At 64.6% G+C, this 18,281-nt stretch carries 21 protein-coding genes and 1 pseudogene; 7 read left to right on the top strand and 15 right to left on the bottom strand.

Annotated features, from left to right (window positions below; all coding sequences use genetic code 11):
* Position 1 precedes the first annotated feature (1 nt).
* Positions 2-505 (top strand): hypothetical protein, encoded by a 504-nt coding sequence (locus DUGA2_RS03000; protein ID WP_141753179.1) that lies wholly within the window; start codon positions 2-4, stop codon positions 503-505.
* Here DUGA2_RS03000 and DUGA2_RS02995 read toward each other — a convergent pair.
* The 11 genes and pseudogenes from DUGA2_RS02995 to DUGA2_RS02945 form a co-directional block, all read right to left on the bottom strand.
* Positions 491-1,456, bottom strand: coding sequence for a DMT family transporter (locus DUGA2_RS02995; protein ID WP_070267145.1), 966 nt, complete (start codon positions 1,454-1,456; stop codon positions 491-493). The two genes, DUGA2_RS03000 and DUGA2_RS02995, sit on opposite strands and share 15 nt — an antisense overlap.
* Before the next feature lie 65 nt (positions 1,457-1,521).
* Positions 1,522-2,265, bottom strand: a complete 744-nt coding sequence (locus DUGA2_RS02990) for an AraC family transcriptional regulator (protein WP_070267144.1) — start codon at positions 2,263-2,265, stop codon at positions 1,522-1,524.
* A gap of 28 nt (positions 2,266-2,293) precedes the next feature.
* Positions 2,294-2,599: a cytochrome C oxidase subunit IV family protein gene (locus DUGA2_RS02985; protein WP_070267143.1), complete on the bottom strand. Its 306-nt coding sequence runs from the start codon at positions 2,597-2,599 to the stop codon at positions 2,294-2,296.
* Positions 2,600-2,607: 8 nt separating this feature from the next.
* Positions 2,608-3,273, bottom strand: a complete 666-nt coding sequence (locus DUGA2_RS02980; RefSeq protein WP_070267142.1) for a heme-copper oxidase subunit III family protein — start codon at positions 3,271-3,273, stop codon at positions 2,608-2,610.
* Positions 3,270-3,842: a bb3-type cytochrome oxidase subunit III gene (locus tag DUGA2_RS02975; protein ID WP_070267141.1), complete on the bottom strand. Its 573-nt coding sequence runs from the start codon at positions 3,840-3,842 to the stop codon at positions 3,270-3,272. The genes DUGA2_RS02980 and DUGA2_RS02975 overlap by 4 nt, the downstream gene beginning before the upstream one ends.
* Positions 3,839-5,578: a cytochrome c oxidase subunit I gene (gene ctaD / locus DUGA2_RS02970; protein ID WP_070267140.1), complete on the bottom strand. Its 1,740-nt coding sequence runs from the start codon at positions 5,576-5,578 to the stop codon at positions 3,839-3,841. The genes DUGA2_RS02975 and ctaD overlap by 4 nt, the downstream gene beginning before the upstream one ends.
* A 9-nt stretch (positions 5,579-5,587) precedes the next feature.
* Positions 5,588-6,677 (bottom strand): annotated as a pseudogene (locus tag DUGA2_RS02965) (c-type cytochrome).
* A gap of 15 nt (positions 6,678-6,692) precedes the next feature.
* A complete protein-coding gene (locus DUGA2_RS02960) occupies positions 6,693-7,196 on the bottom strand; it encodes a hypothetical protein (protein ID WP_070267641.1) in 504 nt (167 codons plus the stop codon).
* A 47-nt stretch (positions 7,197-7,243) separates the two neighbouring features.
* The gene (locus tag DUGA2_RS02955) at positions 7,244-7,555 is read right to left on the bottom strand and encodes a hypothetical protein (RefSeq protein WP_070267139.1); all 312 of its coding nucleotides are present in this window, start codon (positions 7,553-7,555) and stop codon (positions 7,244-7,246) included.
* Between the two features lies 1 nt (position 7,556).
* Positions 7,557-8,039: a D-glycero-beta-D-manno-heptose 1-phosphate adenylyltransferase gene (gene rfaE2 / locus DUGA2_RS02950; RefSeq protein ID WP_008445281.1), complete on the bottom strand. Its 483-nt coding sequence runs from the start codon at positions 8,037-8,039 to the stop codon at positions 7,557-7,559.
* A gap of 19 nt (positions 8,040-8,058) precedes the next feature.
* Positions 8,059-9,243 carry a PilT/PilU family type 4a pilus ATPase gene (locus DUGA2_RS02945; protein ID WP_070267138.1) on the bottom strand — a complete coding sequence of 395 codons (1,185 nt, stop codon included), beginning with the start codon at positions 9,241-9,243 and terminating at the stop codon, positions 8,059-8,061.
* Between the two features lie 109 nt (positions 9,244-9,352).
* Here DUGA2_RS02945 and DUGA2_RS02940 point away from each other — a divergent pair, with 109 nt between their 5' ends.
* The 3 genes from DUGA2_RS02940 (at position 9,353) to DUGA2_RS02930 (ending at position 11,656) form a co-directional block, all read left to right on the top strand.
* Complete coding sequence (locus DUGA2_RS02940) at positions 9,353-10,288, top strand: hydrogen peroxide-inducible genes activator (protein ID WP_070267137.1); 936 nt, start codon at positions 9,353-9,355, stop codon at positions 10,286-10,288.
* A 78-nt stretch (positions 10,289-10,366) separates the two neighbouring features.
* On the top strand, positions 10,367-11,221 hold the full coding sequence (gene ubiA, locus DUGA2_RS02935) for a 4-hydroxybenzoate octaprenyltransferase (protein WP_070267136.1): 855 nt from the start codon (positions 10,367-10,369) through the stop codon (positions 11,219-11,221).
* An 87-nt stretch (positions 11,222-11,308) separates the two neighbouring features.
* Positions 11,309-11,656 (top strand): YqjD family protein, encoded by a 348-nt coding sequence (locus DUGA2_RS02930; protein ID WP_070267135.1) that lies wholly within the window; start codon positions 11,309-11,311, stop codon positions 11,654-11,656.
* A gap of 118 nt (positions 11,657-11,774) precedes the next feature.
* Here DUGA2_RS02930 and DUGA2_RS02925 read toward each other — a convergent pair whose 3' ends face one another.
* Positions 11,775-12,074 (bottom strand): high-potential iron-sulfur protein, encoded by a 300-nt coding sequence (locus DUGA2_RS02925; RefSeq protein WP_070267134.1) that lies wholly within the window; start codon positions 12,072-12,074, stop codon positions 11,775-11,777.
* Positions 12,075-12,206: 132 nt separating this feature from the next.
* On the opposite strand from DUGA2_RS02925, the gene DUGA2_RS02920 reads away from it, so the two are divergent.
* A complete protein-coding gene (locus tag DUGA2_RS02920) occupies positions 12,207-13,454 on the top strand; it encodes a parallel beta-helix domain-containing protein (RefSeq protein WP_070267133.1) in 1,248 nt (415 codons plus the stop codon).
* Positions 13,451-14,587, top strand: a complete 1,137-nt coding sequence (locus DUGA2_RS02915; RefSeq protein WP_083296190.1) for an SO2930 family diheme c-type cytochrome — start codon at positions 13,451-13,453, stop codon at positions 14,585-14,587. The genes DUGA2_RS02920 and DUGA2_RS02915 overlap by 4 nt, the downstream gene beginning before the upstream one ends.
* An 11-nt stretch (positions 14,588-14,598) precedes the next feature.
* On the opposite strand, the gene DUGA2_RS02910 is transcribed toward DUGA2_RS02915, so the two are convergent.
* The 3 genes from DUGA2_RS02910 to DUGA2_RS02900 are packed head-to-tail and all read right to left on the bottom strand — an operon-like array spanning position 14,599 to position 17,109.
* Positions 14,599-15,525, bottom strand: a complete 927-nt coding sequence (locus DUGA2_RS02910) for a PHB depolymerase family esterase (RefSeq protein ID WP_229214576.1) — start codon at positions 15,523-15,525, stop codon at positions 14,599-14,601.
* 52 nt (positions 15,526-15,577) lie between these two features.
* On the bottom strand, positions 15,578-16,402 hold the full coding sequence (gene proC, locus DUGA2_RS02905; RefSeq protein WP_070267130.1) for a pyrroline-5-carboxylate reductase: 825 nt from the start codon (positions 16,400-16,402) through the stop codon (positions 15,578-15,580).
* 2 nt (positions 16,403-16,404) lie between these two features.
* Positions 16,405-17,109, bottom strand: coding sequence for a YggS family pyridoxal phosphate-dependent enzyme (locus tag DUGA2_RS02900; protein ID WP_070267639.1), 705 nt, complete (start codon positions 17,107-17,109; stop codon positions 16,405-16,407).
* A 79-nt stretch (positions 17,110-17,188) separates the two neighbouring features.
* Between DUGA2_RS02900 and DUGA2_RS02895 the strand changes: the two genes are divergently transcribed.
* Complete coding sequence (locus tag DUGA2_RS02895; RefSeq protein WP_008445264.1) at positions 17,189-18,232, top strand: type IV pilus twitching motility protein PilT; 1,044 nt, start codon at positions 17,189-17,191, stop codon at positions 18,230-18,232.
* The last annotated feature ends 49 nt before the right edge of the window (positions 18,233-18,281 follow it).

The following is an 18,281-nucleotide window of genomic DNA, read 5'->3' as shown; positions in this document are numbered from 1 at the left end:
CGTGCAATTAAAATTAAAGATAACGCGTGGAGATGAAGTCAAGTGGGCTGGCGGCGCCTCGCGAAATGACCCGGTCTACTACGGCGGGCCGCCACCGGAAACCGGCATTTGGAAGTTGAGCGCGGAAAAAATCGAAAACTATTTCGAAGCGGCCCTGCAAGACTTGCACTTCGGCGACTCGATTGACATTTTTGTCCTGGGGTTTGAAATCGCCGATCTGGAAGGATGGGGGGACATCTTCACATCGATGAGCCAGTACACCAGTTACCGCCCAAAGGCGAAGCTGGTCATTTCGGTAGGCCAGTTGAACTGGCCCGATGTGAAAGACCTCTCAGCGACCGAGCAGTTTCAACGCTTTTCAGTCATTCTGCTGGAGGCCATTGCGCGCGTCGCCACGATGAAGCGGAAACCGAAGCGCTTCAATACGGCAGCTTTTTTAGCGGAGGTGACGCGGCTACTGGCTCTCTGTCCGGCCTCTGAAATGGAGGAATCAGAATACACCTGACTGGATGCCGCGCCGGGCGGGCCGCCTTTCCGCGTGCAGCCACACCGACCAGGCCACACCGCCGATCAGCAGCACGATGGCCAGCACTTCCAGCGGGCGCGGCGCCCGATGCTGGTAGAGGTAGCCGTACAGCAGGCCGAACAGGATCTCGAACAGCAGCAGCTGGCCGGACAGCGTCACCGGCACGCGGCGGCATGCCATATTCCACAGCTGGTTGCCGATCACCGAGGCGCCGGCCGCCACCAGCGTAATCAGCAGCCAGAAACGCAGCCAGTCGCGCGGTGCCGCAGCGGCCTGCTCCGCGCCTGCCATGCCGCCGATGCCGAATACCACCAGCCCCATCGCCAGCGCCACCAGGCCGCTGGCGATGCCGAACAGACCCGACCAGTCGCCGCTGCTGAAGCGCGGATTGCGTTTGAGGAAGCGCGTGTTGTCGACGGCATACCAGGTCCAGCTGGCCAGCGCGCCAACGGCGCACAGCATCCCGGTCGCCACGCTCGTCCATGCGCCCTGCCCGCCCGCGCCGCCGAACACCTCGACATTGATGCACACCATGCCCACCGCCACCAGCGCCAGCGGCCAGGCCAGCACGCGCAGCGATACCGAACCATGGTCGCTCCGGCCCAGCAGCGATATCGTCAACGGCAACATGCCGATGATCAGCGAGGCGGCCGACACGCCGGCCATCTGCACGCCGCACGACAGCAGCAGGTAGTAGACGACATTGCCGGCCAGCGCATAGCGCAACAGCAGCAGATAGTCGGCGCGCGTCAGCCGGCGCAGCAGCCCGCCGAGGCGTGGCGCCAGCAGCACCAGCGAGATCAGCGCATAGGCCACGTAGCGCCCGAACATCAGTTCGAATGGAGAGAAATCCGCCAGCCACTTCGGCATCACAAACACCATGCCCCACATCGATCCGGCCGCCAGACCGCACAACACGCCATACCACATACCGCCTCCTGTCCTTGAGGCATTGATTGTCGGCGCGGGCCCGGTGCAGGGATTGTGCGTGGCTGTCAGGTTTTTGTCTGGTTCTGCCGTTCGCGCTTGCGGTAGGCCAGCGGCGTGACATCCATGGCGCGGCGCATCGCGTGCGTCAAGGCGCTCTGGTCGGCGTAGCCGGCCAGCGTGGCCAGATGCGCGATGGGCAAGTCGGTTTCGGCCAGCTGGCGGCAGGCCCAGCGCAGGCGCATGTCGGTCAGCCAGGCCTGCGGCGTGGTCTGCATCTCGTCGCGGAACACGCGGTGCAGGCTGCTGACGCTCATGTAGGCGGCCTTGGCCATGGTGTCGGTGCTCCACGGCTGGCCGGGGTTGGCTTCGATGCGGCCCAGCGCGGCGGACAGGCGCGAGGCGGGACGGATTTCCTGCTGCGCCAGCGTTTCCAGCAGCAGCGGCAGCCAGTGGTCCAGCGTCTGCCGGCTGGCGCCGGACTGGGCGCGCAGCAGGCCGATGAACTCGATCAGCTTGGCGGCCGGCGCGCTGATCGGCGCATACGGCCGCTCGGCCAAGCGCGCTGCCGTGGCCTCCGGCACGGCGGCGAGGTCGAAGTCCAGTATCAGCGACTGGTTCGGGCCGGTGGCAGAAGCCTCATGCAACAATCCCGGCTCGACGAAGGCGGCGCGCTGCGGATGGACGATGGCGCCGGCGCCCCTGATGTCCATGATGACCCGGCCCTGGATCGGCAACACCAGCTGGGCGAAGCTGTGCACGCCGGCCAGAGGTTCGGCGACGTAGCTGCGGAGGTCGAGTTCGGTCGGCATGGTGCCGCCAGTGTAGCAGCCTGCGCCGTCATCGGAAATACAGCATGCGGGTGAAGAAGGTGTAGTCCGATTCCATCCACATCAAGCCGGCCAGCACCAGCAGGCACAGCGGCGGCGCCAGCACCACGTACATCAGCGCCGCGCGCTCCCAGCGCAGGTGCATGAAGACGGCCACGATCAGCCCGGCCTTGGCCATCATCAGCAACAGGATCAACGTCCAGCGCAGATAGCTTTCGACGTGGAAGAAATCGACCAGGTAGGAAAACGTGCTGAGCACGAACAGCAGCAGCCATACCTTCAGGTACAGGCCGATCGGATGGGTGGCGGTTTCCATGGCCCCTCCTACCAAAGATAAAACAGCGCGAAGATGAACACCCAGACCAGGTCGACAAAATGCCAGTACAAGCCGGCGATCTCGACGATGTCGTAGTTGCCGCCGCGCTCGTAGTGGCCGCGCTGCACGCGCCGCGCGACGACGCCCAGGTAGATCGCGCCGGCCGTCACGTGCAAGCCGTGGAAGCCGGTGATCATGAAGAAGCAGGCGCCGAACTGCGCCGCGCCGTCGGGATTGATCCACGGCCGCACGCCCTCGGCAATCAGCTTGCTCCATTCGAAGGCTTGCATGCCGACGAAGGTGGCGCCTAGCGCGGCGGTCAGCAGCATCAGCGCGGCGCAGCGGGCGCGCTCGCGCCGGTAGCCGTAGTTGACCGCCATCGCCATCGTGCCGCTGCTGGTGATCAGGATGAAGGTCATGATGGCGATCAGTATCAGCGGCAGCTTGGCGCCGCCTATCGTCAAGGAAAACACTTCGCTGGGATTGGGCCAGGCCGCCGTGGCCGCGATGCGCACCGACATGTAGCCGGTCAGGAAGCTGCCGAAGATGAAGGTGTCGCTGAGCAGGAAGATCCACATCATCGCCTTGCCCCAGGGGACGCGGAAGGCGGCACGGTCGCCCGACCAGTCCGCCACCATGCCCTGCCAACCGGGAGTTTCCATTTGCTTGCTCATGGGTCGCCTCCGCAAATCTGGTTCACCAGCTCCGGCGTCACGCCGAACAGCAGCGCGAACATGGCCAGCCATAAGCCCAGCAGGAAATGCCAGTAGCGCGCGCAGAGCTGCATCGTCCCGCTGTCGCGGCCCGGCCGAGGATGCGCCCAGGCCGCCACCGCCAGTCCGCCGACCACGTGCAGGCCATGCACGCCGGTGATCAGGTAAAAGAAGCTGTTGGCGGGACCGGCGTCCAGCGCCAGGCCGGCCGCTTCCATCGCCCGCCATGCCCACAGCTGCGATACCAGGAAGGCCAGCGAACAGGCACAGGCCACGCCGTACGCCAGCCGCGACGCAGCGCGCCAGGCCAGGTGCCACGCCACGCTGGCGCCGATCAGCAACGCGGTGCTCAGCCACAGCTGCACGGGCACGAAAGGCAACGGTCGCCAGTCGGGCATGGCCATCCGCATCACGTAGGCGCTGCTGAACAGGAAGAACAGCATGCCGACCACGGCCATGAACACCCACAGGCCGGTGCGGCGTCGCGGCACGTCGGCGGCGCTGCCGACCAAATACAGGCTGGGATTCATGGCGCCTCCTGCGCCGGCGCGCGCTGCCCGGCCGCTGCGGCCTCCGGCGGCTGATCCTGCGCCGCATAATCGCTGTCGCCGTCCTGCAGACCGTACTCGTAGGCGCCGCGATACACCACCGGCGTCTGCTCGCCCCAGTTGCCGTGCACGGGTGGCGTCTGCGGCGTGTGCCACTCCAGGCTGGCGGCACGCCATGGGTTGCCGCCGGCCTCGCGGCCCCGCACGGCGCTCCAGCACAGGTTCAGCACAAACAGCAATTGCGATACGCCGACGAACAGCGCGACGATGGTGATGAACGCATTCAACGCCTGCGCCGAATCGGGAATGAAGGCGTAGTGCTCGTAAGCGCAGTAGCGCCGTGGCATGCCCAGCAAGCCCAGGTAGTGCATGGGGAAGAAGATCAGGTAGGTGCCGACAAAGGTGATCCAGAAATGTATCCTGCCCAGCATCACGTCGTACATGCGTCCGCTGACCTTGGGGAACCAGTGATACAAGCCGCCGAACACCGCCAGCACCGGCGACACGCCCATCACCATGTGAAAGTGCGCGACCACAAAATAGGTGTTCGACAGCGGAATATCGACGCTGACATTCCCCAGGAACAGCCCGGTCAGCCCGCCGATGACGAAGGTGCTGATGAAGCCGACGGCGAACAGCATCGGCACGGTCAGGTGTATGTCGCCGCGCCACAAGGTCAGCGTCCAGTTGTAGACCTTGAGCGCGGTCGGCACGGCGATGACCAATGTAGTGGTGGCGAAGAAGAAGCCGAAGTACGGATGCATGCCGCTCACATACATGTGGTGCGCCCACACGACGAAACTGAGCCCGCCGATCACGACGATGGCCCACACCATCATCTTGTAGCCGAAGATCTGCCTGCGCGCATGCACGCTGACCAGGTCGGAGATGATGCCGAACGCCGGCAAGGCGACGATGTACACCTCCGGGTGGCCGAAGAACCAGAACAGGTGCTGGAACAGCAGCGGACTGCCGCCCTGGTGCGGCAGGTGCTGCCCCATCGACACCACCGCCGGCACGAAGAAGCTGGTGCCCAGCGCCTTGTCGAACAACATCATCACGCCGCTGACGAACAGCGCCGGGAACGCGAACAGCGCCAGGATGGTGGCGGTAAAAATGCCCCATACTGTCAGCGGCATGCGCATCAGCGTCATGCCGCTGGTGCGCGCCTGCAGCACCGTGGTCACGTAGTTCAGCCCGCCCATGGTGGCGGCGGCGATGAACACCAGCAGCGACACCAGCATCACGATGATGCCCCACTCCGTGCCCGGCGTGCCGGCCAGGATGGCCTGCGGCGGATACAGCGTCCAGCCGGCGCCGGTCGGCCCGCCCGGCACGAAGAAGCTGGCCGCCAGTATCAGCACCGCCAGCAGGTAGAACCAGTAGCTGAGCATGTTCAGGAAGGGAAACACCATGTCGCGCGCACCCACCATCAGCGGAATCAGGTAGTTGCCGAAGCCGCCCAGGAACAGCGCCGTCAGCAAGTACACCACCATGATCATGCCGTGCATGGTCATGAACTGGTAATAGCGGCTGGCGTCGATGAACGCGAACCTGCCGGGAAAGCCCAGCTGCAGGCGCATCAGGTCCGACAGCACCAGCCCCACCAGCCCGATCGCCAGCGCGGTGACGGTGTACTGGATCGCGATGACCTTGTGATCCTGGCTCCACACGTAACGCGTCCAGAAACTCTGCGGATGCCCAGCGCCATAGCTCATGCCCGCCTCCTACCTGATGGTCTTGATGTAATCGACCAGCTGCGCCACCTCCGTCGGGCTCAGCTGCTGTGCCGGCATGATGGGCTGGTAGCCCTTGACGATGCGCGCGGCGGGAGTGGTGATCGATTCGCGCAGATAGGCGTCATCCACGTGCACGGTGGCGCCGTCGCTCATGGTTTCGCTGCGGCCGAACAAGCCCTTCCAGCTTGGCCCCGCGCCCGGGTTGCCGTCGATGCTGTGGCAAGCCGAACAGCCGCGCGACTGCGCCAGCAGGCGGCCCTGCCTGCCCGGCTCCTCGCCATTCGCCGCAGCCGCGACCTGGGCGGCAAAGCTCGGCTGCGCAGCCAGCCACGTCCGGTACGCCGGCTCGTCATCGACCACCACATAGCTGCGCATATTGAAGTGGCCGATGCCGCACAGCTGCGCGCACATCACCTCGAACCTGCCGGCCCGCGCGGGCGTGAACCAGAACGACGTCACCATGCCTGGCACCATGTTCATCCGCGTGCGGAACTCCGGCACATAGAAATCATGCAGCACATCCTGCGCGCGCAGCAGCACCCGCACCGGCTTGCCTGCGGGGATATGCATCTCCTGCCCTTCAACCAGCAGATCGTCCTGGCCGCTGGGATCGGCGGGATTGATGCCGTACGGATTGGCGTTGCTGATGAAGCGCACGTCGGTACTGCCCAGCTTGCCGTCCTTGCCCGGCAGGCGGTAATGCCATTGCCACTGCTGGCCCAGCACTTCGAACACCATCGCGTCCGGCGGCGGATCGATCAGCCTGGCGTACACGGACAGGCCCGGCGCCAGCGCGATGATGCCCACCGTGGTCGCGCCGACCAGCCACCACTCCAGCCCGGGTGCTGGCGTGCGTGGCCGCCGCCCGCACGCCGTCCTGGTGCTTGAACGTCACCAAGGCATAGGCCATGAACAGGTTGATGACGACGAAGGCCACGCCGGTGATGGCGAAAGTCAGCAGCAGGGCGTCGTCCATCTGCTGCCAGTTGGACGCGATGGGCGTGAGCCACCACGGACTCATGTAATGAAATTCCAGGGCGCCAACCACGATCAGTATCAGTACGAGAGCTAACGCCATGGGGCCTTCCAAAAGCTAACGCGGCCTGCTCGGCCTTTCCAGCTTGAGATAAATGAGGGCTGCGGTCATCCCGAAGATGACATGGGCGATCGCCGTCGGCCAGCCTCGCAGCGCTACGAACCATGTATAGACTCCGGCCATGCCATAAAAGTTCAGTACATAGAGCAGCAGGCCGAACGCCGCGCCGGTGCCCAGCGCCATGGCGAGGCTGGAGTCGAGCCGGAACGGCGCCATGATGGCGGCCAGCATGACGCCGAACGCCACGCCCAGCGCGTAGTGCACCAGCAGCGCGGCGACGGTCACGCCCAGGCTGTAGCCGCTGGTTTGCAGCACGTCCCAGCTCATCACCAGTGCGGCGATCATGTGGGTGGCCAGCCAGGGATCGGTAGCGCCGGTCAGCGATGACCAGCTGAGTTCCAGCAGCATCAACACGCCGCCTGCGCCAAAGCCGGCGACTGCGGCAGCGGCCCAGTCCGGCAGGCGCGCATGCCATCGATGCGATTGCAGATGCAGTTCCATGATGTCCTCCAACGGATGCCTGTGCGGCATTCAGTCTAGGAGGATTTTCAGACTCTGTCAGCCCGCGCGCGATTGGAACGGAGAGAAAACGACAGCAGCAAGGCCAGCGCGCCGGCCCCGGCCGCACTGACGCAGACGGTGCAGGCAACCACCAGCCCGGCCGGATTGCGCAGGCCGAGCAGGTCGGCGAGGAAGGCCAGCGACACCGTGGCGATCAGCTGCGCCGGATAGAGGAAACGCAGCTGGCGGAAGGCGCGCGCGTCGCCGCGCCGCCAGTAGCGCAGCGCCACCGCGAACGCGGGGCCCCACAGCACGCCCAGGAAAACCAGCGCCGCGAATACGGCGATCAGGAGGCGCATGTCAAGGACGCTGTGCGCGCACCTTGGTCAGCAGCTTGGTGGTCGAGCGGTCGTGCTCGAAGTCGATGGCGATGGCCTGGCCGCCGTAGGCCAGCACGGCCTTGCCTTCGGGGATGGCGTCCATCTGGTAGTCGCCGCCCTTGGCGTAGATTTCCGGCCGCGCCTGCTGCACCACTTCCAGCGCGGTGTCCTCGTCGAACTCCACCACCAGGCTGACCGATTCCAGCGCGGCCAGCACCGCCATGCGGTCGGCGCAGTTGTTGAGCGGACGGTCGTCGCCCTTGCCCAGGCGCTTGACGGAAGCGTCGGTGTTGGCCGCCACCACCAGCGAAGCGCCCAGCGCGCGCGCCTGCGCCAGGTAGGTCACATGGCCGCGGTGCAGGATGTCGAATACGCCGTTGGTCAGCACCACCGGCTTGGGCAGCGCGGCCACGCGGGCGGCCAGTTGTTCACGGGTGCAGAGCTTGGTTTCAAATTGAGGCATGAGCGTTTTCTGATAACAGTTATTTGGGTTCTTCGTCTTCCGGCTCTTCGTCGATCTGCATGCTGAGCGTATCGGCGGTGGACGGGCTATGGTCGCCGGGTTCCTTGCGGTCGCCGCGCAGCTTGATCTGCAAGCGCAGGCCATTGGCCGAATCGGCGTTGCGGATCGCTTCTTCGTAGGCGATGTAGCCCTTATTATAAAGTTCGTACAGCGCCTGGTCGAAAGTGCACATGCCGAGCTCGCGCGACTTGTGCATGATTTCCTTGATCGCCTGGAAATTCCCCTTGAAGATCATCTCGGCGATGGTCGGCGTGTTGAGCAGGATTTCGATGGCCGCCTTGCGGCCCTTGCCGTCCTCGGTGCGCACCAGCCGCTGCGAGACGATGGCGCGCAGGTTGGACGACAAATCCATCAACAGCTGGTTGCGCCGCTCTTCCGGGAAGAAGTTGATGATGCGGTCCATGGTCTGGTTGGAATTGTTCGCGTGCAGCGTGCCCAGGCACAGGTGGCCAGTCTCGGCGAACGCGATCGCATGTTCCATCGTTTCGGTGTCGCGGATCTCGCCGATCAGGATCACGTCCGGCGCCTGGCGCAGCGTGTTCTTCAGCGCGTTGTGCCACGACAGCGTGTCCACACCCACCTCGCGGTGCGTGATCAGGCAGCCCTTGTTCTTGTGCACGTACTCGACCGGGTCTTCCACCGTGATGATGTGGCCGGCCGAATTGGCGTTGCGATAATCGATCATCGCCGCCAGCGTGGTCGACTTGCCGGAACCGGTGCCCCCCACCACCAGCACCAGCCCGCGCTTGGTCATGATGACTTCCTTCAGCACCTCGGGCAAGTCCAGCTTTTCGAAGTTGGGAATTTCCGAAGCGATCGTGCGTATCACCATCGCCACATTCTGCTGCTGCACGAAGACGTTGACGCGGAAGCGGCACACCTCCGGCAGCGAGATCGCAAAGTTGCATTCCAGCTCGGCCTCGAACTCGCGCTTCTGCTTGTCGTTCATGATCGACAGCGCCAGCGCGCGGGTCACGCTGCCGGTCAGCTTCTGCTGGCTCAGCGGCTTCATCGCGCCCTGCGATTTCATACTCGGCGGGAAATCCGCAGAAATGAACAAATCCGAACCGCCCGTGTGGTGCATGACTTTGAGCAGTTTGTGCAGATAGGCCTGGGCTTCTTCGGGACCGAATGTGGAGGACATGCTTGCCTTTCGATGGTTAGCACCAACATACGCTGCATTATATCGACACCATTCGCTACAATACCGCTTAATTATTGCATCCCAGCATTGCCTGTGTTCAAATACATTCATGACACTGACCGAACTGAAATATATCGTCGCCGTTGCAAGAGCGAAACACTTCGGACATGCGGCCGAAGCCTGTTACGTCGCGCAGCCTACGCTGTCGGTCGCCATCAAGAAACTGGAAGATGAACTGGGCGTGGTGCTGTTCGAACGGGGCGGCGCCGAAATCTCCGTCACCCCGCTGGGCGCGCAAATCGTCGCCCAGGCCGAGCGCGTGCTGGAGCAGACCGCCGCCATCAAGGAACTCGCCAAGCAGAACAAGGATCCGCTGGCCGGACCGCTGCGCCTGGGCGTGATCTACACCATCGGCCCCTACCTGCTGCCGCCGCTGGTCAAGGGCATGATAGACAAAGTCCCGCAGATGCCGCTGATCCTGCAGGAAAACTTCACCGTGCGCCTGATCGAAATGCTGCGCCAGGGCGAGCTCGACGCCGCCATCATGGCGCTGCCGCTGCCCGAGCACGGCATGGCCATGCAGGCCTTGTACGACGAACCGTTCGTGGTGGCGATGCCGGCCCAGCACCCGTGGGCCAAGCGCCGCAGCATCCCCGCCGACGATCTGAAAACCGAGAACATGCTGTTGCTGGGCAACGGCCACTGCTTCCGCGACCAGGTACTGGAAGTATGTCCCGAAATGGCCCGTTTCTCTGCGCCGGGCAATGGCATGCAGCGCACCTTCGAAGGGTCGTCGCTGGAAACCATCCGTCACATGGTGGCCAGCGGCATCGGCCTGACCGTGCTGCCGCGTGCCTCGGTGCCGGACATGGACACCAAGGAAGGCATGTTGCAATTCCGCCGCTTCGACGCGCCGGAACCGTCGCGCCGCGTGGTCATCGTGTGGCGTAAAAGCTTCACCCGCAAGGCCGCCATCGACGCCGTGTGCGAAGTGGTCGCCGCCTGCAACCTGCCGGGCACCACCACCCTCTGCACCACCGATTAAGCCGGCCGGCGCGCCGCTTGCACCCGCCGCGCCCGGATTTGCGATAATCGCTATCTTTCCATTCAAGCGGCACTATCCATGAACAAGCTGGAGCTTTACTTTCGCCTGGTCAGGCTGGACAAACCTATCGGCACGCTGTTGCTGCTGTGGCCGACGCTGTGCGCGCTGTGGCTGGCATCCAACGGCAAGCCGGACCTGACGCTGGTCGTCATCTTCTCGCTCGGCACGCTGCTGATGCGCTCGGCCGGCTGCGCGATGAACGACTACGCCGACCAGGATATCGACAAGTTCGTCAAGCGCACGGCGCAGCGCCCCATCACCAGCGGCCGCATCAGCGGCAAGGAAGCGCTGGCGATTGCCGGCGCGCTGGCGCTGCTGTCGTTCTGCCTGATCCTGCCGCTGAACGCATTGACCAAGCAGTTGTCGGTGGCGGCCGTCATCATCGCCGGCACCTATCCGTACTTCAAGCGCTTCTTCGCGATCCCGCAGGCCTACCTCGGCATCGCCTTCGGCTTCGGCATACCGATGGCGTTCGCGGCGATCCAGAACACGGTGCCGCTGGTGGCGTGGGTGCTGTTGCTGGGGAACGTGTTCTGGGCCGTGGCCTACGACACCGAATACGCGATGGTCGACCGCGACGACGATCTGAAGATCGGCATCAAGACCTCGGCCATCACCTTCGGCCGCTACGACGTGGCGGCGGTGATGCTGTGCTACGCCGTGCACCTGGGCTTGCTGCTGGCCTGCGGCTGGCAGCTGGGCATGGGCCTGTGGTTCGCCGGCGGCGTGGCGGTGGCGGCGGGCATCGCCTGCTATCACTACACGCTGATACGCGGCCGCGAACGCGATCCCTGCTTCTACGCCTTCCGCCACAACAACTGGCTGGGCGCTGCCGTGTTCGGCGGCGTGGCGCTGGACTACGCGCTGCGCTGACGCGGCACGATTGAGGCAGCGCAAGGCCGGGGCGCCGGCGCTGCCTACAATGGCTATCCCCTTCCCCCGACACGCAACGAGGTCATCATGGATCAGATTCAACAGAACGGAAAAGGCGTGGCCGACAGCCAAGCCGCCAGCGCCGCCGCGCGCGACAAGCTGATGGATGAATTGAAGCACGCCATCGGCGAAGCCGAGGACTGGCTGAAAGACGCCGCCAAAGACCCCGCCGCGAGCTCCGACAACCGCGCCCGTTTCGACGACACGCTGCGCACCGCCAGGACCGACCTGCGCAAACTGGAAGACAGCCTCATCGCCCGCAGCCGCAGCGCCGCCGAATCGGCCAATGTCTACGTGCGCGACAATCCGTGGAAGTCGGTGGGCCTGGGGGCGGCGCTGGGCGTGATCGTCGGCCTGCTGGTGGCGAGGAAGTAGTCGGACTAGAATGAATGAGGACTCCGAGGAGACGTCACGCGACCCGACATCACCATCAATGAAACCTTAATGCGGCAAGCGCGCCAGGCCCCGCGCTTTGAAGGCCGCGTAATCCATGTCAGCCGAACGAGCTACACCAGCCGCCGGCCGCCACCAGCTTGCCGGGGAAGATGGCGCAGCCGCCCATGTCGTTCGCGCCGTCCTCGTAGATCTGGCACTTGCTGCATTTGTCGCCGGCCTTGAAATCGGGGAATTTGTGCCCGTCTACCCTGGCGGCGTCAATCACATAGTTGAACTCCCTGGCCAGCGGCTCGTCTTCCTTCAGCGCCACGCGGTCCTCGGCCCAGGCCATGCAGCCCAGCGTCGCAGCGGCCAGACCGGCACAACCGTTCAAAATAAAGATGCGGCGATTCGTCATTTTCTTCCTTTCCGTCGCTGCCGCGCCACATGGCGGCGCCCCGATCATGATACGCCCTTGCGGCCGAAAACATACTGCTATACTCAATGTTGCCAAGCACTCTACATTTAACAAAGTTAATGAGGGGACGTCATGTACAAGGCCATATCCGCAGTTGCTCTCTGCTGTACGATCGCCGCCTGCGGCAAGTCCGAGGCGCCCGTCTCGGCCGAGCAGGCCAGCGCCGGCGCGGCGTTCCAGAAGAAACTGCAGGAGCAGCTGCTCGACGCCAAACCCGGCAGCGTGGTCGAGATTCCGGCAGGTACCTATCATCTCACTAGCGGCCTGACCTTGCGCGGCAACGGCGTGACGATACGCGGCGCCGGCATCGACAAGACCATCCTCTCGTTCAAAAACCAGGTCACTGGACCGGAAGGCATGCTGGTCTACGCCAGCAACTTCACCATCGAAGGCCTGACCATCGAAGACTCCAAGGGCGACGGCCTGAAGATCAACGACGGCGACAACATCACCATCCGCAAGGTCAAGGTGCAGTGGACCGGCGGCTCCAAAGTCACCAACGGCGCCTACGGCATCTACCCGGTGAAGACCAAAAACGTCTTGATCGAAGACTGCGTGGCCATCGCCGCTTCCGACGCCGGCATCTATGTCGGCCAGTCCAACGGCGTCGTCGTGCGCCGCTCGCGCGCCGAGCAGAACGTGGCCGGCATCGAGATCGAGAACACCATCAACGCCGACGTCTACGACAACGTCGCCACCAACAACACCGGCGGCATCCTGGTGTTCAACATGCCCAACCTGTCGCAGCCCGGCCATAGCACGCGCGTGTACAAGAACAAGGTCGAGAAGAACAACCTCGGCAACTTCGCCGCGCGCGGCACGGCGGTCGCCAGCGTGCCGGCGGGCTCCGGCATCGTCATCAACTCCAACTCCAAGGTCGAGATCTTCGACAACGACGTCACCGACAACCAGACCGCCAACGTCATCATCTCCAGCTACCATTCGACCGGCTACTTCACCGAAAAAGGCGTGGCCGCCGGCTACGACCCGTATCCAAAGGCGATCTACGTCTATGGCAACCGCTTCAAGGGCGGCGGCGATTCGCCCGACGGCCTCGATCTGAAGGCGCTGAAGATCGCCATGTACGGTATCGGCGGCCACCTGCCCGACGTGCTGTGGGATGGCTACGTCGACAACAAGCTGCTGGTCAAGGGCGTGATGCCGGCCGAGCAGCGCATCTGCATCCAGGACGGCGTCGACGTGCTGAACGCCGACGGCCCGAACAAGTACAAGAACCCCAGCAAGGACACGGCGCCGTTCCGCTGCGAGCTGGCCAAGCTGCCGCCGGTGACGATCGCCCAACTCGCCGCGCAGTCATGATGGTGAGATTGTCCGTCATCGCGTGCGCGCTGATGCTGGCCGCGTGCACGCATCGGCAGGAGCCGGTCAGCTTCATCACGGAAGGCAATCCGCCCAAGTTGAGCGACTGGCATTTGATGGCCGTCTCCGGCGGCCGCCTGAACCTGAACGCCGGCGTGGTCCCCTACGATTTGAACACGCCGCTGTTCACCGACTACGCGCACAAGCTGCGCACCGTCTGGATGCCGAAGGGCCAGAGCGCCGTCTACAACGCCGACACCACCTTCGAGTTCCCGGTCGGGACCATCATCAGCAAGACCTTCTACTACCCCAAGGCCGACGGCCCCGCCAAGGCGGTGCTGGCGACCTACGACACCAGCAAGACCGGCGGCGACAAGCTCGATCTGGCCAATGTGCGCCTGATCGAAACCCGTCTGCTGGTGCGCCGCGCCGACGGCTGGATCGCCCTGCCCTACGTGTGGAATGCCGAGCAGACCGAGGCCGTGCTGTCGCGCACCGGCGACCAGGTGCCGCTGGAGGTGGTACATGAAGACCGCAGCCGCAAGCCGCTGACCTATGTGGTGCCGAACGTGAACCAGTGCGCCTCCTGCCACGTGGCGGATGTGAAGTCGCGCCAGTTCCAGCCCATCGGCCCGAAAGCGCGGCATATGAACCGCAGCTACAGCTATGAAGGCGTGACCGGCAACCAGCTCGACTACCTGGCCCGCATCGGCTACCTGAGCGGCGTGCCGGCCAATGCGGCGACGGCGGCGCCGCACAACGCCAATTGGCGCGATACAGGCCAGTCGCTGGACGCCCGCGCCCGCGCCTACCTGGACATCAACTGCGCCCACTGCCACAACGACAAGGGCGCGGCCAATACCACGGCGCTGCATCTGAACATGGGGGCGCCGGCCGACCTGCATCTGGGCTTGTGCAAACCGCCGGTGGCGGCGGGCGCGGGCACCGGCGGCCATGGCTACGGCATCGCGCCGGGCAAACCGGACGAATCGATCATGGTCTACCGCTTAAGCTCCGACCAGACCGGCATCATGATGCCGGAGTTGGGACGGGGCTCGGTGCACAAGGAAGGCGTGGAACTGATACGGGCCTGGATCGCCGCGATGAAGCAAGGCTGCGGCGGCGCCAGCTAGGCTAAGCTGCTTTAAGGCGTTGCGCGCTTGTCCTTGAAGAAGGCCCAGGTTTCGTCGGCGAATTCCACATCGCCGTTCTGCTTGCCGAGCACCGCCTGCACCAGCCATGACAGGTTGTGCGTGATGCTGGGCTGAACGTGGCCGACGTTTTCCATCTTCAGGAATTCGACCTGCGTGCCTTTCGGATCGCTGCCCCAAACATAGCGCACCAGCGCCGTCTTGTCGGAAGCATCGCGATGCGGCAGCTTCGTGATCGTCGGCGTTGACGGCAGCTGCGCCAGCTCGCGCCAGTACTTCACCGACTCCTCCGCGCTCAGGCCGGAGCCGCGCCCCATCAGCAGGAAGTGGCCGACTTCGCCGCCCGCATACGGAGCGATCTTGTCCTCGGTCCCATGCGCCACCAGCACCGGCAAGGCGCGCTTGGGCACCGCGCACAGATTCTTGGACGGCATCAGCATGCTCGACACGGCCACCGCCGCCAGGCGCGGTCCCATCTCAATCGCCGCACGGTACACCATGCCGCCGCCATTCGAAGCGCCAGACAGATACACACGAGAAGGATCGGCATTGTGCTGCGCGACCGCCTGGTCGATCATCGCTGCAATGAAGCCGACATCATCGGTCTTGGGATTGGTGGGCGCATCGGCGCGGCAGTCGTTCCAGCCCTGCTTGTCGTCGCTGCCTTTCGCGCCATCGGGCGCGATGACCAGCAAGCCTTCGCGGTCGGCCACGGCCAGCCAGGCGGCGGCCGGATCGTCGATCTTGCCCTTGCCGAAAGTGAGGTTGGCCGACGCCGCGTGGCCGTGCAGCAGGATCACCAGCGGCAGCTTGCCCGACACCGGCGTCGCCGGTTGCGCCAGCAGATAGTGGCGCGCGCCTTCCGGGCGCTGCACCGTTTCGTCAACGATGGTTGCGGCGCCCGCCTGTAACACGGTCATGGCTGCAATCAGTGGGAGGTAGCGTGTTACCGTCATCATGCAGCCCTTCGTTTCAGTTTGCGGAACCCAGCTCGTCGCCCATTTCCTTGCCGCGCTGCGCGGCGGCTTTCATCGCGGTGATGATAGCCGACTTGACGCCGCTCTGCTCCATGCTGGTCAGCGCCGCGTAGGTGGTGCCGCCCTTCGACGTCACGCGCTCGCGCAGCAGCGACACCGGCTCGCTCGACTGCACCGCCAACTGCGACGCGCCGGCAAACGTCGCCAGCGCCAGCTGCCTGCCCTGCTCCGCGCTCAGGCCCATGTCCAGCGCGGCCTGCTGCATCGCCTCGATGAAGTAGAACACATAGGCCGGGCCGCTGCCCGACACCGCCGTCACCGCATCGATCTGCGCCTCGTCGTCCAGCCACACGGTGGGGCCTACTGCGCGCAGGATATCGTCCGCCGCCCGCTTCTGTTCGGCCGACACGCCGGCCGTCGCCGCCATGCCGGTGATGCCCATGCCGATCAGCGCCGGCGTGTTCGGCATGCAGCGCACGATGGCGCCATAGCCGCCCAGCCAGCGCGACAGGTCCGCGCCGCGTATGCCGGCCGCGATCGACACGATCAGCGGCTGCTTCGCCGGATCGATCAACGGCAGCAGCTGGGCCGCCACTTCGCGCATGCTTTGCGGTTTGACCGCCAGCACGATCACGTCCGCCGACGACACGGCGGCGTCGGCGCCGCTGGCCGTGGTCACTCCGAACTGCTGGTGCAAACGGGCCAGCGCGTCCGCGTTGGGATCGGCCACGTGGATGTCGGCGCCGGCGGTGAGTTTGTTGGCCAGTCCCGCGATCAGGGCGGAGGCCATGTTGCCGCCGCCGATAAATGCTATCTTCATGTTCAAGCCTTGTTGTAGTTTCGTGAACCAAAAATGGCGCTGCCGACGCGCACGATGGTCGCGCCTTCGACGATGGCGGCGCGCATATCGGCCGACATCCCCATCGACAGCGTATCGAGCGCCAAACCGTCGGCGCGCAGCTGCTCGTACAGCACGCGCAACTGGGCGAACGCCGCGCGCTGCTGCGCAAAGTCTTCGGCCGGCTCGGGGATCGCCATCAGGCCGCGTAACGTCAGATTCGGCAGCGCAGCGACCTGGTGGGCCAGCGCCGTCAATTCCGCCGGGGCGACGCCGCTCTTGCTGGCTTCCCCGCTGATATTCACCTGCAGGCAGATCTGCAGCGGCGCCATGCCCTGCGGGCGCTGTTCGGACAGGCGCTGCGCGATCTTTTCGCGCTCGACCGTGTGCACCCAGTCGAAGTGCTCGGCGATGGGCCGGGTCTTGTTGCTCTGGATCGGGCCGATGAAATGCCACTCCAGCGCCGGCGCCCCGGCCGCCTGCAGCGCCTTGATCTTGTCGACGCCCTCCTGCAGATAGTTTTCGCCGAAGGCGCGCTGGCCGGCCTGCACCGCTTCCAGCACCGCCTCCGGCCCGAAGGTCTTGGACACGGCCAGCAGCTGCACCGACTGCGGCGCACGGCCAACATCTTGGGCTGCGGCAACAATAGTCGAGGTGATTGCTTGCAAGTTCTGGGGGATCAGGGACATAATCATCGAGTAAAAATCGTTAGAAACAACGGTTAGCGCCGCAGCGGCGCTTCACCAACGTCAGGCACAGGGATTATAAATGGACATCTCCGAACTTCTCGCATTCTCCGTCAAGAACAAGGCTTCGGACCTACACCTGTCGGCCGGCCTGCCGCCGATGATACGGGTGCACGGCGACGTGCGCCGCATCAACCTGCCGCCGCTGGAGCACAAGGACGTGCACGGCATGATCTATGACATCATGAACGACGGCCAGCGCAAGGCCTACGAAGAGATGCTGGAATGCGACTTCTCGTTCGCGATCCCGGGCCTGGCGCGCTTCCGCGTCAACGCCTTCAACCAGGACCGCGGCGCCTCGGCGGTGCTGCGGACGATTCCCTCGAAGATCCTCAGCCTGGAGGATTTAAACGCGCCCAAGATCTTCGCCGACTTCGCGCTCAAGCCGCGCGGGCTGGTGCTGGTGACGGGGCCGACCGGCTCCGGCAAGTCGACCACCTTGGCGGCGATGGTCAACCACCTCAATGAAAACGAATACGGCCACATCCTGACGATCGAAGACCCGATCGAGTTCGTGCACGAATCGAAGAAATGCCTGATCAACCAGCGCGAAGTGGGGCCGCACACGCTGTCGTTCAACAACGCGCTGCGCTCGGCGCTGCGGGAAGATCCGGACTGCATCCTGGTCGGCGAGCTGCGCGACCTGGAGACCATCCGCCTGGCGCTGTCGGCGGCGGAGACGGGCCACCTGGTGTTCGGCACCTTGCACACCTCGTCGGCGGCCAAGACCATCGACCGTATCGTCGACGTGTTCCCGGCCGACGAGAAGGAGATGGTGCGGGCGATGTTGTCCGAATCGTTGCAGGCGGTGATCTCGCAGACGCTGTTGAAGACCAAGGATGGCAACGGCCGCGTGGCGGCGCACGAGATCATGGTGGCGACGCCGGCGATCCGCAACCTGATCCGCGAAGCCAAGATCGCGCAGATGTACTCGGCGATCCAGACCGGCAGCAACGTCGGCATGCAGACGCTGGACCAGAACCTGACGGACCTGGTGCGCCGCAACGTCATCAGCTCGGCCGCCGCCCGCAACGCCGCCAAGACGCCGGACAACTTCCCCGGCTAAACCCCGGGGGTCAAAACCCCGGGGGTCAAGTCTGACATTTGGACACGGC

This window comes from Duganella sp. HH101, assembly GCF_001758795.1.
GTDB classification, from domain to species: Bacteria; Pseudomonadota; Gammaproteobacteria; order Burkholderiales; family Burkholderiaceae_D; genus Rugamonas; species Rugamonas rivuli.
This window is presented reverse-complemented; position numbering and strand designations above follow the sequence as displayed.